Here is a 14,813-nt window from a genome sequence, read left to right on the forward strand (position 1 = left end):
CCGCGTATCATATCCAATTTACATAAAACTGCACCAGCGCTGCGGCAAGATCGGGTCGCGAGGCCTGTTCCAGACACCACGCCTGGGCGTGTTCGAGCAGTTCCGGCTGCTGTTCGCGGCTGGCTTTCCAATGTTCGGCCATGTCCTGGCCAGCATTCCAGGCCCGCCACAGACCACCGGTCGCTTTTTGCGCGGCTGGCGAAAGCCCCTGATTGTAGAGGGTGAGAAACGCCTCGAGTTTTTCCAGGTGGACGTCCTCTTCCTGCTGGTAGATATGCCAGAGCAGCGGACGGCCGGCCCATTGGGCGCGCACGAAGGAGTCTTCGCCGCGCACGGCATTGAAATCACAGCACCACAGCAAGTGGTCGTACTGATCCTGGCGGACGAATGGCAGCACCTGCACCGTCAGCGCGCCGCGTCGATGCAGCGCACCGGCCTTCAGGCCTTCGACAGCGAGCCAACGCTCGACATCGCCCAACACCCGACCTTCGGGAACCAGCACATGGAACGCCTGGGCATCGGTTGCCATTGCGTCAAACCAGCTCGCCAAACCTGCGTTTTCATAAGCAAACAGCGAGATCAGGCACGTCTCCGGCGCCCGCTCGACGCCCAATCCCTGGAGGAAAATACGTTGTGCCTTGGCATCCTGCTGGAATTGCCGACGACGCTCCAGCAAACCGGCCTCACGCAGCAAGCCACCTGTTCCCTCCCGAAAGCCCGGAAAAAAGAAGTATTTCTGCACGTGTTTGTACTTGACCGACGGCAAGCCGTGGCATCCGATCACCCAGTCCTCGGCGCTCAGATAATCGAGGTTCATCCACAAGGGCGCGGTCGGGCGCTCGGCCATCGCCTCCATGTAGGCACTCGGCAGCTGGCAGGCAAACGCGGCGATCACCACCTCGGCGGCCTCGGTAGCCGGCCAGTCCGCAGGCCAGTGGCGCACTTGTACGCCCTGCTGCCATTGCTCGGACAGGGTGATATCGATTTCCGGACACAGCCGTTCGAAGGCGCGTAGATCGTCAACCCAGAGCCGCACCGCGCATTGGTGCTCGGCCACCAGTTGCCGAGCCAGGCGCCAAGTGACACCGATGTCGCCATAGTTATCGACGACGGTGCAAAAAATATCCCAGCGCACAGCCATTCTCGACTCCCTGTGACAAAGGCCTGATTGTCCCGAATAAACCGATCGCGCAGAAGAGCCGACGGCGATTAATCTTCATGCGACAATCACCGCCTGCCCATGCCCCTGCCAGGAAGCAGCCATGCCCGATCACTCCCCAGCCCCACGTCTCAGCGCTTTGAAATTGACGGTCAGTATTGCCCTGGGCCTATGGTTGGGGTTTCTCGCCATCGTCCTGACCGGCTGGCTGCTGTCAAAGTTCCTGTTCGACGAACAACTGGCGCCCGTGGCCGCCGCCGTCCATCAATTGGCGCAACCGCCGGCGGTGCAACCGGCCCCGGAACCGCCCGCCCCCATGTTCGAGCAGTACCAGCAGAACCTGCAAAGGAACGAGCAGCGCCAGGCGCTCGATCAGGCCAGGAGCAATCCGCGCAACCTGTCCAACCCCAAGTGCCAGTTCTGGTTGCAGCAGGACCAGAATGCGCCCAGTGAAAAAAGCCGCGCCAACGTCCTGCAATTCTGCGAATGATATGAACAAACAGACCGTCCACCAGTTGATTCTCGACAAGCTCAAGATTGATCTCGACATCGCCGAACGCGCCGCGCAAACCGCCTACGAAACCGCGACCCACGAAGAAAACATCGCCGAGAACAAATACGACACCCTGGGCCTGGAGGCGTCCTACCTCGCCGCCGGACAAGCCAGGCGCGTGGAAGAAATCCGCCAGGCCCTCACCCTCTGCCAGAACCTGGCGTTAAGGCCTTACGACGAACAGCGCGGCATTCAGGTCGGCACGTTGATCGGCCTGGAAGATGAGGACGGCCGCCAGCAATGGCTCTTTTTGGGGCCGGATGCGGCGGGTTTGAAGGTTTCGCTGGTGGGCCAGCCGATCACCGTCATCACCCCTCGCTCACCGCTGGGCCGCGGCCTTTTGGGCAAGTTCGAAGGGGATGAGGTGGAAATCGTCGTAGCGGGCGCCCGGCAACAGTTCGCAGTCACCGAGGCGATCTAGAAGGGCCTTAGTGCACCGGCAGCTCGACACCGTCGAACAACTCTTCGAGTTCCTGCTTGTTGTGGCACTGGATGGCCTTGGCCATGACTTCACGGGTCAGGTGCGGCGCGAATTTCTCGATGAAATCACACATGAAACCGCGCAGGAACGTGCCACGACGGAAACCGATCTTGGTCACGCTGGATTCGAACAATTCGCTGGCATCCAACACCACCAGGTCACTGTCGAGCTTGGTATCGACGGCCATCTTCGCGACGATGCCCACGCCCAGGCCCAGGCGAACGTAAGTCTTGATCACGTCGGCGTCGGCGGCGGTGAACACCACTTTCGGCGTCAGGCCACGGTGGCTGAAGGCTTCGTCGAGTTTGGAACGACCGGTGAAACCGAATACATAGGTCACGATCGGGTATTCGGCCAGGGCTTCGAGGGTGAGCTTGGGCAGCTTGGTCAACGGATGGCCCTGGGGCACGACCACGCAGCGGTTCCAGCGGTAGCACGGCATCATCACCAGGTCACCGAACAGCTCCAGGGCCTCGGTGGCAATGGCGAAATCCACCGTGCCGTCGGCCGCCATCTCGGCGATCTGCATCGGCGATCCCTGGTGCATGTGCAGCGCCACGTCGGGGTATTGCTTGATGAAATTGCTGATCACCGGCGGCAGCGCATAACGAGCCTGGGTGTGGGTGGTGGCGATCGAGAGGGTGCCTTTTTTCTCGTTGGAGAATTCCTGGGCGATCTGCTTGATGCTCTCGACCTTGCGCAGGATCTCGCCGGCCGTGGTGATGATGCGCTCACCCGCCGGGGTCACGCGGGTCAAGTGCTTGCCGCTGCGGGCGAAGACTTCGACGCCCAGTTCATCTTCCAACAGGCGGATCTGCTTGCTGATGCCGGGTTGCGACGTGTAGAGGCTTTGGGCAGTAGCGGAAACGTTGAGGTCGTGGTGCGCCACTTCCCAGATGTAGCGCAATTGTTGAAGCTTCATATGTATCCCTCAAAGCAGTTGGACGCCACGGGCATCAGCGACGGTATATAACTATATGGAAGGTCACGACAATAAATCTAGAACTTTTTATAAAACGCCATCATTTAGCCTCAGGCCTCGCCCTGGCGTCGGCGCTGCACCAGCGGGACCAGGTAGACCGGCACCCGGGATAACTGCAATACCCGCGCAGCGGTCCTGCCCAAGGGGGTTTCACCGCTCGCTCCTTGGCAATGACTGCCCACGATCAACAAATCCACGGAGAGTTTCGCAGCCTGCTCCAGGATGACCTGGGAAGGATCGCCCTGGTACACCCTGACCGATTTGATCAGTTTCAAGTCCTGTTGCCCGTCCCCCAATTCCTCGCGGAAATTGTCGAGCACCCGCTGTTCGATATTGGCCATCACCGTACTCAGACCTTGGCGATGGAATTCGTTCAGCGCTTGCTCGTCGAGATAGCTTTGCAACACCGATTCGGCGAATAGCCCCATCGGTTCTACCGCATGCACCACATACAACTCGGCTTCAAACGTCCGTGCCAACGCCAAGGCATGCTGCATCACATAAGGGGCGTAGAGACCCAAGTCTGTGGCGTACAGCATCGAACGAATCATGTGACCTCCTCGAGTGCCAGAATGGCGGAGATTGATTCAGCTTAGCAGCGCCTTGGAGACTGCGACGTGCGGCCTGACGTCCCGGCCCCGAGGTCGTCAGGGCTTTATTTCGTTACTGATGCCATGGGGCACGTGACCGGTGGCGACCACCTCCCGAGCCAGTTCGCAATGGCCCGTCTGGTCATCGAAAAACACATCGGCGGCGAAGGCCTCCAGAAAGGCCGATTTGGTCAGGCCGCCGAGAAACAACGACTCATCCAGACGGATGTCCCATTCACGCAACGTCCGGATGACCCGCTCGTGGGCCGGTGCCGAACGGGCCGTCACCAGCGCCGTGCGGATGGGGCAGGCATCCTCGGGAAACTCACGTTGCAGCGCATTGAGCGCCGCCAGGAAGCCCTTGAACGGCCCGCCCCGCAGCGGCTCGCGGGCGGCCTGTCGCTCGCTGGCCTGGAATGCCTCCAGACCACCGGTCTGATAGACACGCTCCGACTCATCGGAAAACAGCACGGCATCGCCGTCGAAGGCGATGCGCAATTCCCCGCTAGCGGCGCGACTGGCACCACCCGAGAGGATGGTCGCCGCGGCAAAGCCAGCGTCCAGGGCGCTGCGCACGTCTTCAGCGTGAGTGGACAGAAAGAGATCGCAGCCGAAAGCCTTGAGGTACGGGTAAGGGCTACGGCCGCCAACGAAGGCCGCGCGTGAAATGGCCAGCCCATAGTGATGAATGGAGTTGAACACCCGAAGGCCGGTGTCGGCACTGTTGCGCGAGACCAGGATCACCTCGACCCGGGCACGCCCCAGGTGCTCGTTGAGGTCCAGCAGTTTCTGCACGAGGGCGAACGCGTCACCGGGCGCCAGGACTTCGTCTTCATGCTCGATCTGATATTGCCGATAGGCCTCGACGCCACTCGACAGGTACACCTTGTGGCTTTCCCTCAGGTCGAACAGCGCCCGCGACGAAATCGCCAGCACCAATTTGTCGTCGATGTTGTTTGCCATGCCGATCCCCCCCTTTCGCCCGCTCAGCGGTTGTTTCGATCCATGAACGCCAACGCCTGATACAAGGCTTCGATTTTCGGCAGCTCACACCCTGCCGCTTTCGCCGCCGCCAATGGCCGACCATAGATCGCGTCCAGTTCCAGCGCACGCTTGTGGGAATAATCGTGGTACATGCTCGGCCAGTAGTCGGGCATCTTCTCGGTCATCGCGAACAGGTACTCGGCATAACCCGGCGCGATCTGATGCCCGCAGGCTTGGGCACCGCGAACCACCTCCCCCATCAGCGCCTGGATCAATTCGCGGCTATGGTCGTTGGCCATCAACGGCGTAGTACTGGTGCCCAGCAGAACCGAAAGGCCGTTGTACGGCACATTCCACACCAGCTTCTGCCAGCGGGCCTGTTGCAGGCCGGGCATGGCCTGGGCGTCGATACCGGCGCTGCGGAACATCGTCGTCACTTCTTCGACGATCGCCATGCGTTGCGCCTGATCGGCGCAAGGACCGCTGTGATAACCGACGTTGACCGCGCCAAGTGCCTGATGGGCGACGACGCCAGGGCCGACGCGATGCACGCAGATCAGGCACAGGCCACCCAGCAGGTGCAACGAGTCGGGCAGCAACGGTCGAAGGTCGTCCTCGACATCGAGGCCGTTCTGCAGCAGCAGGACTTTGGCCCCATCAGCGGCCGCCTGGGCAATGGCCGGGGCCAGGTCGGCATTGCTGGTGGTCTTGGCGCCGACCAGCAGCCAGTCGCAGGGCGGCATGTCGGCTGCCGAGAGATAGGCCTGGACCGGGTGGAGGGCCAGTGCACCGTGGACCGCGCTGTCGATCCGCAAACCGGCTTCGGCCACGGCGGCAAATTCGCTGCGCAACAGGAAGTGCACGTCAAAACCGGCACGCGCCAGCATCACCCCGTAGAACCCGCCAATCGCCCCGGTGCCGATCATCCCGATCCGTGGTTTAGCGCCTGCCTGCATCGTCGCAACTCCCCTGGTAAAAGTTCCTGCACACTATCAGCGCGAGCGGCACGGCATGCAATCTTCATTACATCTGCTCACGAATCTGTTGCAGAGCCATCTCCAAGGCCTTTTCCCCAGCCTGTAGGGCATTAAACCCGTCTCAGCCCATTGTCGAGCCACCTCGTAACGCGATAAGGTTCGGCTCCCCGACGCGCTTAAAATCCGCTGTGCACCGCCGCGCGGGGATCGCTGGCGGCCGGCACCCGTGACCTGACGAGTAACACGATGGCTGATTTACCGATCAACGACCTTAACGTCGCCTCCAACGAGACCCTCATCACGCCTGACCAGCTCAAGCGCGATATTCCCTTGAGCGACGCTGCCCTGCGCACCGTGACCAAGGGCCGGGAAGTCATTCGCAACATCCTGGACGGCACCGACCATCGCCTGTTCGTGGTCATCGGCCCCTGCTCGATCCACGACATCAAGGCCGCCCACGAATACGCCGAGCGCTTGAAAGTGCTGGCCGCGGAAGTATCGGACACCTTGTACCTGGTCATGCGCGTGTATTTCGAGAAACCTCGGACCACCGTCGGCTGGAAAGGCCTGATCAACGACCCGTACCTGGACGACTCGTTCAAGATCCAGGACGGCCTGCACATCGGTCGTCAATTGCTGCTGGACCTGGCCGAAATGGGCCTGCCCACCGCCACCGAAGCCCTCGACCCGATCTCGCCGCAGTACCTGCAGGACCTGATCAGTTGGTCGGCCATCGGCGCGCGTACCACCGAATCCCAGACCCACCGCGAAATGGCCTCCGGCCTGTCGTCGGCGGTAGGCTTCAAGAATGGCACCGACGGTGGCCTCACCGTGGCGATCAACGCCTTGCAATCGGTTTCCAGCCCGCACCGTTTCCTGGGCATCAACCAGGAAGGTGGCGTGTCGATCGTCACCACCAAGGGCAACGCCTACGGTCACGTGGTGCTGCGCGGTGGCAACGGCAAGCCGAACTACGATTCGGTCAGCGTTGCCCTGTGCGAGCAGGCACTGAACAAAGCCAAGATCAAACCGAACATCATGGTCGATTGCAGCCACGCCAACTCCAACAAGGACCCTGCCTTGCAACCGCTGGTCATGGAAAACGTGGCCAACCAGATCCTGGAAGGCAACCAGTCGATTATCGGCCTGATGGTCGAAAGCCACCTGAACTGGGGCTGCCAGGCCATTCCGAAAGACCTCGCCGACTTGCAATACGGCGTCTCCATCACCGATGCCTGCATCGACTGGAGCGCGACCGAGAACACCCTGCGCAGCATGCATGCCAAGCTCAAGGATGTATTGCCTAAGCGGCAGCGCGGCTGAAAAGATCGCAGCCTCGTTTCACTCGACAGTTCCTACACAGCTCCTACACGCTCCCACGCATATTTGGGGTATGTGGGAGCTGGCGAAGCCTGCGATCCTTTGCTCCACCAGAAATAAAAAACGCCGGGCTTCTCAGCCCGGCGTTTTTTATTGGGAATCCGTTTTCTCAGAGCTTCGCCGCGTGCCGCTGGTGACGCTCCATGTAGCGCTCCACGTAGGAGCAGGACGGGATCACCGTGTAGCCCATTTCTTCAGCGTACTTCAGCGCCTCTTCGGTCAACTTCGCTGCAATCCCCCTGCCACGCAGGGCGTTGGGCACGAAGGTACGATAGATGTCCAGGGTCTGCTTGCCCAGGTCCATGTAGGTCAGATAGGCACGATGACCGTCCACATTGGTCTCGAACTGATGACCAGCCTGGTCATGGTGGATGGTAACCGCCTCGCTCATCACTACTCCTCGCGGGTCTGAATGCCGACCCCTACCTTACCGATGTTTTTCCGGCGAAGGAACCTCTACGCCACCCCGTGCCTTCCTGGTCACCGAGCGCCAAAACCGATCCGCCCAAACCCGAGCACGTCGTGAATAGTAGGCACCAATGACGCAAATGCTCAAGGCACGCCTGTCATCGAAGGGGTGAACCTGGTCGGGTTTATCGATTGAGCGCCATCGTCGCGCTGTAGTCGGTCACGGTGCAATAGCTGAACATCGCCAGTTGTTGAGTCTTGAGACGAGCGCGCGTAGTTAAAGTCACCGCCAATACCAATAAAGATGCCCGGAGCGCTGCACAAAAAATGTACAAAAGTGTAGGTGAATCAATAAACAACGACGTTAGCGAGGTCTGCGAGAGTTCACCCGGCCACGGAACTTTTTTTCGTCGACGCGCTCCAGGCAAGGGCTTTGGCCTGTATATTTTTTAAACAACCCTCAGAAAAGTTGCTCGAAAAAGAATCACCGCCTACAATTTTTTTGCTTCTTGCGCTACGTCAGTTTACTTACTACAAGTAATGGGTAGTATGTACGCCGGCTAACTCCTCAGTCTGGGGAGACAGTCACTAATAGAAAGTCCTTGAAGGGGAAACCGATGAACAACGTTCTGAAATTCTCTGCTCTGGCCCTGGCCGCAGTTCTGGCTACCGGTTGCAGCAGCGCATCGAAAGAAACCGAAGCACGTCTGACTGCTACCGAAGACGCAGCAGCTCGCTCCCAGGCTCGTGCAGACGAAGCTTACCGTAAAGCTGATGAAGCTCTGGCTGCTGCTCAAAAAGCACAACAGACTGCTGACGAAGCTAACGAGCGTGCTCTGCGCATGCTGGAAAAAGCTAGCCGCAAGTAATAGTCCTTCGGGATTGTTATCGAGCCGACCCATTCTTGGGTCGGCTTTTTTTTGGATTCAAGAGCTATTGACTGGTGTTTTACCAGGCGATAAAAAACCCGCCGACATCGCGAAACGTCGGCGGGTTGCTTTCAAGCTTTTACTGCTGCAGGTCGATCGGCGCGCTCGAAACCATCGGTGCCGAGGTATTTGGAACTGCGATTTCCACTGGCAGGCCATCTTCGGCCGCGACCACGTCCCGCACCACGTCCCAGTTCATGCGCAGGTTGCTGGTGATGTCTTCGCGCTTGAGCATCGCGTTGATGACGGCGGTGTGCTTGTCCACCACCGACGGGTTGCCCTTGTCGTCCAGCGGCGTATGCGCTTCCAGATACACCTTGCCGCCGCTCAAGCCCAGCTTGTAGGGGTCGTTGATGATCCGCACCGACGTGCCCACCGGCACCATGCCGGCCATTTCCAGTACGTTGTTGTTGAACATCCGGAAGCAACCGTGACTGGTGCGCATGCCGATGCCGAACTTCTTGTTCGAACCGTGGATCAGGTAGCCCGGGGTGCCCAGGGTGAACTTGAAAGGACCCAGCGGGTTATCAGGGCCGGCAGGCACGACATTCGGCAACGGGTCGCCGTCGGCGGCGTGTTCGGCCTTGATCGACGCGGGCGGAGTCCAGGTCGGGTTCGGGGTCTTGGCGATGATGCTGGTGTGGGCGATTGGCGAGCCCCAGCCCTCACGGCCAATCCCCAGCGGGAAGGTGTAGACCACGTTCCGCCCCTTGGGGAAATAGTAGAGACGGTACTCGGCCAGGTTGATCACGATGCCCTCGCGCGGGCCCGGCGGCAGGATGAAGCGCGTGGGCAACACGATCTCGGTACCAGTGCCCGGCAACCAGGGATCAACCCCCGGGTTGGCAGCGACCATCTCGCTGTAGCCCAGGTCATAGGCGGTGCCTAGGTCGGCGAAGGTGTCTTCGTATTTGGCCTTGATGACCTGCACCTGGCCGATAATGTCTTCACCCGGCGGTGGCAGGGGCAGCTCCAGGGCGGCAACGGGGCCCGCCATACACAGGGCGGCAAGAGACAGGCAGCGGGCGACGGCAGGCAAGCGCGGCAACATCCGGGAAATCCTTCGCAGATCGAACTGGGGTATGAAAACGGCGATTGTACACTGCCACCTGTTATTTCGGGGAGAGCGGTACGGAGGCGTCCGATGCGCAGCATGTCTGGAAATTGAAATGGAACCCTGTGGGAGCGGGCTTGCTCGCGAAAGCGGTGGGTCTGCTTGCGTTGATGTCGAATGTGCCGCCTTCGCGAGCAAGCCCGCTCCCACAAAGGCAATACCTAGAATTCGGGGATTAAAGTTCGAACCGCAGCTCCGGCCAGATCGGCGAGGTGCCGCGCTTCTGGGATTCCAGGATCGCCCGGCACAGCGAGCACAGGCGATGATCCTGGAAAATTTTGCGATCGACGCTCGACCAGCGCGGCTGGGCCGGTAGCAGGCTGCCGCAGAGGGTCCGGTCGGCCGAGCCACCGAGTTCCAACTGCCGGGTCACCAGGTGCACCCGTACTTCCTGGCAGGCGAACAGGTCCAACTGCTCGTCAGGCTCGATCAGTTGGTAGGCAAACAGGGACCAGGCGGGACGCGGCATCGGGGGCTCCAAATCGGGGGCGCCACATTAGCCGAAAGCCCGCCGGTAGAAAAGCGTCAAAGCAGCGGTTTCAGCGTCGGCCAGACATTTTCCAGCAACTTGCCCTGGGCCGCGACGGACGGGTGCAATCCGTCGCTCTGCATCATGGTCGGAACGCCACCGACGTCCTTGAGGAAAAACGGCACCAGCGGGACTTTCTTCTCCTCGGCCAGGGTGCTGTAGACCCGAGCGAAGGCATCGGTGTAGCGCCGTCCGTAGTTGGGCGGCAATTGCATACCCAGCAAAAGTACCTTCGCACCGCTGGCGCGGGCGCTGTCGATCATCGCTGCAAGGTTTTGTTGCAATTGTGTTGGCGGTTGTCCACGCAAGCCATCGTTGCCGCCCAGTTCCAGGATCACCAGGTCCGGTTTATGGGCTGCAAGCAGCGCCGGCAGCCGCGCCTGGCCTCCGGCGCTGGTGTCGCCGCTGATGGAGGCATTGACCACTTTATCGTCAAAACCCTCGGCCTTGAGCCGTTGTTCGAGCAACGACACCCACCCCTGCCGGGTATCCAGGCCGAAAGCCGCGCTGATACTATCGCCAACGATCAGGACTGTACCCGCCGCTGCGTTCTGGACCATGCACATCAAGGCCAGGCCGGCACTCAAAAACCACACACGCATCGGATTCTCCATGGGCTCAAGCATTCTCACCGCGACGGACCTTAGCAAAGTGGTCGCCAGCGCGGAAGGTGAACTGACCATCCTGCATGAACTCAGCCTGGAACTGAACAAGGGCGACAGCCTGGCCATCGTCGGCGCGTCCGGTTCCGGCAAATCCACCCTCCTGGGCCTGCTGGCCGGCCTCGACCTGCCCAGCAGCGGCGAGGTCACGCTCGCCGGGCAGGCCCTCAGCGCGCTGGATGAAGACCAGCGGGCGCGGATCCGCGCCGAGCATGTCGGTTTCGTCTTCCAGTCATTCCAGTTGCTCGACAGCCTCAATGCACTGGAAAACGTCATGTTGCCGCTGGAGCTGGACGGCCGCAAGGATGCCCGCGAACGCGCCACGCAACTGTTGCAGCGCGTCGGCCTGGGCCAGCGCCTGACCCATTCGCCGCGCCAGCTCTCCGGTGGTGAACAGCAACGGGTGGCGATTGCCCGCGCCTTTGCCGCCGAGCCCGACGTGCTGTTTGCCGACGAACCCACCGGCAACCTCGACAGCCACACTGGCGAGCGCATCAGCGACCTGCTGTTCGAACTGAACAAGGAACGCGGTACGACCCTGGTGCTGGTCACCCATGATGAACGCCTGGCCCATCGCTGCCGGCGCCTGATCCGACTTGAAGCCGGCGAGATGGTCGCCCCTCTGGAGCCTTGATGGCACGTCTGCCGCTGTTGCGCCTGTTCAGCCTCGCTGTCCGTCAATTGCTTCGCGATGCCCGCGCCGGTGAGTTGCGGGTGTTGTTCTTCGCCCTGTTGGTGGCGGTGGCGGCGAGCACCGCCATCGGCTACTTCGGTGCCCGCCTCAACGGCGCGATGATGATGCGCGCTACCGAATTCCTCGGCGCCGACCTGCTGCTCGAAGGCAGCTCGCCGGCCCGCCCGGAGCAAATCCGCAGCGGCACCGAATTGGGCCTGGAACATGCCCGGGTGGTGGAGTTCTCCAGTGTCGTGGCCACCGACAATGGCATCCAGCTGTCCAGCGTCAAGGCGGCCGATGACCGCTACCCCTTGCGCGGCGAGCTGAAAAGCACCCCTGCCCCGTTCGCCCCGGAAGAAACCGGCGGACGTCCGAACCCTGGCGAGGCCTGGGTCGAGGCACGGCTGCTGACGGCACTGGACCTGAAGATCGGCGACAGCATCGACGTCGGCAACCAGACCCTGCGCCTGGCCCGGGTGCTGACCTATGAACCCGATCGCGCCGGCAACTTCTACAGCCTCACCCCGCGGGTACTGATCAACCTCAAGGACCTGGAGGCCACCGGCGTGGTGCAACCGGGCAGCCGTGTCAGCTATCGCGACCTGTGGCGCGGCCCGGCACCGGCCCTGCAAACCTACCGCGACCTGGTCAAGCCTGGGCTTGAACCCAACCAGCGCCTGCAGGATGCCCGCGACGGCAACCGCCAGATCGGCGGCGCCCTGGGCAAGGCCGAGCGCTACTTGAACATGGCCAGTCTGGTGGCGGTGTTGTTGTCCGGTGTGGCCGTCGCGCTTTCGGCCAACCGCTTCGCCACCCGACGCTTCGACGCCAGCGCGCTGCTGCGCTGCCTGGGCCTGTCCCGCCGGGAAACCATGGTGCTGTTCAGCCTGCAATTGACGGTGCTGGGCCTGCTCGCCAGCATCAGCGGCGCACTGCTCGGCTGGGTCGCCCAATTGGGCCTGTTCGCCCTGCTGCATGACCTGCTGCCTACCACCGTTCCGCCCGGCGGCCTGCTGCCGGCGATTGCCGGAATCGGCACCGGGCTGGTGGCGTTGGCGGGGTTCGCCTTGCCGCCACTGGCTGCGCTGGGGCGAGTGCCGCCGTTGCGTGTGCTGCGCCGGGACATGCTGCCAATCCCCTCCAGCTCCTGGGTGATCTACGGTGCCGCACTGGGCGCCCTGGGCCTGATCATGTGGCGCCTGAGCCTGGACCTGGTGCTGACCTTCGCCCTGTTGGGCGGTGGTGTCGTTGCCGCGCTGGTGCTCGGCGGCCTCTTATTGCTGTTGCTCCAGAGCCTGCGTCGCCTGCTGGCCCGCGCCGCCCTGCCCTGGCGGCTGGGCCTCGGCCAATTGCTGCGTCATCCCCTGGCGGCGGCCGGCCAGGCCCTGGCGTTCGGCCTGATCCTGTTGTCCATGGCGTTGATCGCGCTGCTGCGCGGCGAGTTGCTGGACACCTGGCAAAACCAGTTGCCCAAGAATGCGCCGAACTATTTCGCCCTCAACATCCTGCCCAACGACAAGCAGGCCTTCACCGACAAGCTGCTGGAATTGTCCGCGCAATCAGCCCCGCTCTACCCCGTGGTACCCGGGCGCCTGATCAGCATCAATGGCGAACCGGCCACGGAGTTCGTCACCAAGGATTCGGCGGGTGACCGGGCACTGCAACGCGACCTGAGCCTGACCTGGGCCGCGGACCTGCCGGCGGGCAACGTCGTCACCGCCGGGACCTGGTGGCCGCAGCAGCCACCGGACGATGTCCCGGGGGTTTCGGTGGAAGGCAAAGTCGCCGAAAACCTCAAGATCAAGCTGGGCGATCGCCTGGTCTTCAGCGTGGGCGGCGTCAACCGTGAGGCGAAGGTCACCAGCTTGCGGGAAATCAACTGGGACAATTTCCAGCCCAACTTCTTCATGATCTTCCAGCCCGGCACATTGAAGGACCTGCCGGCGACCTACCTCACCAGCTTCTACCTGGCGGCGGGTCACGACCAACAAATCGTCGACCTGTCCCGGGCCTTCCCGGCGGTGACGATCCTGCAAGTCGAAGCCCTGCTCGAACAACTGCGCAGCATCCTGGCCCAGGTGACCCTGGCCGTGGAGTACGTGCTGTTGTTTGTACTGGCGGCGGGGATGGCGGTGCTGTTTTCCGGCCTGCAGGCCACCCTCGACGAGCGGATTCGCCAAGGCGCGCTGTTGCGCGCACTGGGCGCCGAACGCCCTCTGCTGGTCAAGGCCCGACGCATCGAATTCGGCCTGTTGGGGGCGGTCAGCGGCCTATTGGCGGCCCTGGGCTCGGAGCTGGTGAGCCTGGTGCTTTACCGGTACGCCTTCGACCTGCCCTGGCACCCGCATCCATGGCTATTGGTATTGCCGCTGTTGGGGGCCTTGTTGATCGGCGCGGCCGGGGTGTTTGGTACCCGTCGGGCGCTCAACGCCAGCCCGCTGACAGTATTGCGCGAGGGTTGATAGACTCCCGGCTTCGCTATCACAAGAAGTTGCCATGAGCCGTTATCGCCCACCCCGCACCGCCGGCACCGCGCTGATCACCCCCGAGGGTGAAGCGCGGATGCGCGCCGAATTCCATGAGCTGTGGCATGTGCGCCGTCCCCAGGTGACCCAGGCGGTCAGCGAGGCAGCGGCCCAGGGCGATCGCTCGGAAAATGCCGAATACACCTACGGCAAGAAAATGCTGCGGGAAATCGACAGTCGCGTGCGCTTCCTCACCAAGCGCCTCGAGGCGCTCAAGGTGGTCAGTGAAAAACCCAGCGATCCAAACAAGGTTTATTTCGGCGCCTGGGTCACGGTCGAAGATGAGGACGGCAAGGAATCACGCTATCGCATTGTTGGCCCGGACGAGCTGGATCTGAAACAGAACCTGATCAGCATTGACTCGCCGTTGGCCAGGGCACTGATCGGCAAGGCCTTGGACGCGGAGGTCAGCGTCCAGACGCCCACAGGTGAGAAGCGGGTCTACATCGTCGACATCGCGTATCCGTAATATCCGTAATCCTCGCCTCAGCGGCGAGTGATCAGGCCCTGCCGTGCAACACGGGTCAGTTGCCGGATCATTTCGGGAGCGTCCGCCGTGCTGGGGGACTGGATGACAGCCAGGTCGAAGCTATCATTGGCAAAACGTGCCAGTGATTCACCGTCTTCGACGAATTGGATCAGGAAAGCAGCAGGCCCGTGGTTGCGACGTGGCCAGCCGTCAAGGTAACGCAAGAGTGTTGGCTGGTGGGTGCCGCCCAGGAGGATTTTCGGGTTGCGCTGCACTAGGTTCGCCGTGATCGGCGCAAGACGTACAAGGGGACTGGGTGCGTTCATCGTGTCGTGTCTCTGCCTCAAAAGTCTGCATGGCAGGTGAGAGGCAACACCGAACCAGCGCTTTAGCGG

General features: G+C 61.8%; 17 protein-coding genes. 7 read left to right on the plus strand and 10 right to left on the minus strand.

Features of this window, described 5'->3' with window-relative positions:
• Nucleotides 1-7 precede the first annotated feature (7 nt).
• Nucleotides 8-1,141 carry an elongation factor P maturation arginine rhamnosyltransferase EarP gene (earP, locus tag J3P88_RS21660; RefSeq protein WP_434571547.1) on the minus strand — a complete coding sequence of 378 codons (1,134 nt, stop codon included), beginning with the start codon at nt 1,139-1,141 and terminating at the stop codon, nt 8-10.
• 121 nt (nt 1,142-1,262) lie between these two features.
• On the opposite strand from earP, the gene J3P88_RS21665 reads away from it, so the two are divergent.
• Nucleotides 1,263-1,649 (plus strand): hypothetical protein, encoded by a 387-nt coding sequence (locus J3P88_RS21665; RefSeq protein WP_434571549.1) that lies wholly within the window; start codon nt 1,263-1,265, stop codon nt 1,647-1,649.
• A gap of 1 nt (nt 1,650) precedes the next feature.
• Complete coding sequence (locus J3P88_RS21670) at nt 1,651-2,133, plus strand: GreA/GreB family elongation factor (RefSeq protein WP_122568548.1); 483 nt, start codon at nt 1,651-1,653, stop codon at nt 2,131-2,133.
• Nucleotides 2,134-2,140: 7 nt separating this feature from the next.
• On the opposite strand, the gene cysB is transcribed toward J3P88_RS21670, so the two are convergent.
• From cysB to J3P88_RS21690, 4 genes are all read right to left on the minus strand, one after another.
• Nucleotides 2,141-3,115: an HTH-type transcriptional regulator CysB gene (gene cysB, locus J3P88_RS21675; RefSeq protein WP_003199376.1), complete on the minus strand. Its 975-nt coding sequence runs from the start codon at nt 3,113-3,115 to the stop codon at nt 2,141-2,143.
• 110 nt (nt 3,116-3,225) lie between these two features.
• Nucleotides 3,226-3,726 (minus strand): universal stress protein, encoded by a 501-nt coding sequence (locus J3P88_RS21680; RefSeq protein ID WP_186705358.1) that lies wholly within the window; start codon nt 3,724-3,726, stop codon nt 3,226-3,228.
• A 96-nt stretch (nt 3,727-3,822) separates the two neighbouring features.
• Complete coding sequence (locus J3P88_RS21685) at nt 3,823-4,728, minus strand: 5'-nucleotidase (protein ID WP_186705359.1); 906 nt, start codon at nt 4,726-4,728, stop codon at nt 3,823-3,825.
• Between the two features lie 23 nt (nt 4,729-4,751).
• Entirely contained in the window at nt 4,752-5,705 is a 954-nt protein-coding gene (locus tag J3P88_RS21690; protein WP_434571553.1) for a putative 2-dehydropantoate 2-reductase, read from the minus strand.
• Nucleotides 5,706-5,972: 267 nt separating this feature from the next.
• Between J3P88_RS21690 and J3P88_RS21695 the strand changes: the two genes are divergently transcribed.
• The gene (locus tag J3P88_RS21695; protein ID WP_003199364.1) at nt 5,973-7,049 is read left to right on the plus strand and encodes a 3-deoxy-7-phosphoheptulonate synthase; all 1,077 of its coding nucleotides are present in this window, start codon (nt 5,973-5,975) and stop codon (nt 7,047-7,049) included.
• 166 nt (nt 7,050-7,215) lie between these two features.
• Here the strand turns inward: J3P88_RS21695 and J3P88_RS21700 are convergent, their stop codons facing one another.
• The gene (locus J3P88_RS21700) at nt 7,216-7,497 is read right to left on the minus strand and encodes a GNAT family N-acetyltransferase (RefSeq protein ID WP_186705362.1); all 282 of its coding nucleotides are present in this window, start codon (nt 7,495-7,497) and stop codon (nt 7,216-7,218) included.
• A 634-nt stretch (nt 7,498-8,131) separates the two neighbouring features.
• On the opposite strand from J3P88_RS21700, the gene oprI reads away from it, so the two are divergent.
• Complete coding sequence (oprI, locus tag J3P88_RS21705; protein WP_003183784.1) at nt 8,132-8,383, plus strand: outer membrane lipoprotei OprI; 252 nt, start codon at nt 8,132-8,134, stop codon at nt 8,381-8,383.
• 139 nt (nt 8,384-8,522) lie between these two features.
• On the opposite strand, the gene J3P88_RS21710 is transcribed toward oprI, so the two are convergent.
• From J3P88_RS21710 to J3P88_RS21720, 3 genes are all read right to left on the minus strand, one after another.
• Nucleotides 8,523-9,494 (minus strand): L,D-transpeptidase family protein, encoded by a 972-nt coding sequence (locus tag J3P88_RS21710; RefSeq protein WP_186705363.1) that lies wholly within the window; start codon nt 9,492-9,494, stop codon nt 8,523-8,525.
• A gap of 238 nt (nt 9,495-9,732) precedes the next feature.
• Complete coding sequence (locus J3P88_RS21715; RefSeq protein WP_003199347.1) at nt 9,733-10,026, minus strand: hypothetical protein; 294 nt, start codon at nt 10,024-10,026, stop codon at nt 9,733-9,735.
• 56 nt (nt 10,027-10,082) lie between these two features.
• A complete protein-coding gene (locus J3P88_RS21720) occupies nt 10,083-10,688 on the minus strand; it encodes an arylesterase (RefSeq protein ID WP_186705364.1) in 606 nt (201 codons plus the stop codon).
• A gap of 10 nt (nt 10,689-10,698) precedes the next feature.
• Here J3P88_RS21720 and J3P88_RS21725 point away from each other — a divergent pair, with 10 nt between their 5' ends.
• Genes J3P88_RS21725 through greB form a run of 3 tightly spaced genes read left to right on the plus strand, consistent with a single transcriptional unit; the run spans nt 10,699 to nt 14,418 of the window.
• On the plus strand, nt 10,699-11,382 hold the full coding sequence (locus tag J3P88_RS21725) for an ABC transporter ATP-binding protein (protein WP_060738553.1): 684 nt from the start codon (nt 10,699-10,701) through the stop codon (nt 11,380-11,382).
• Entirely contained in the window at nt 11,382-13,886 is a 2,505-nt protein-coding gene (locus J3P88_RS21730; RefSeq protein ID WP_186730962.1) for an ABC transporter permease, read from the plus strand. Before J3P88_RS21725 ends, J3P88_RS21730 begins: the two co-directional genes overlap by 1 nt.
• Nucleotides 13,887-13,920: 34 nt before the next feature.
• Entirely contained in the window at nt 13,921-14,418 is a 498-nt protein-coding gene (greB, locus tag J3P88_RS21735; protein WP_003199337.1) for a transcription elongation factor GreB, read from the plus strand.
• A gap of 17 nt (nt 14,419-14,435) precedes the next feature.
• Here the strand turns inward: greB and J3P88_RS21740 are convergent, their stop codons facing one another.
• A complete protein-coding gene (locus J3P88_RS21740) occupies nt 14,436-14,744 on the minus strand; it encodes a class I SAM-dependent methyltransferase (protein WP_186705366.1) in 309 nt (102 codons plus the stop codon).
• Nucleotides 14,745-14,813 lie beyond the last annotated feature (69 nt).

It is taken from the genome of Pseudomonas sp. Z3-6, assembly GCF_051131985.1.
Taxonomy (GTDB): domain Bacteria; phylum Pseudomonadota; class Gammaproteobacteria; order Pseudomonadales; family Pseudomonadaceae; genus Aquipseudomonas; species Aquipseudomonas zanjanensis.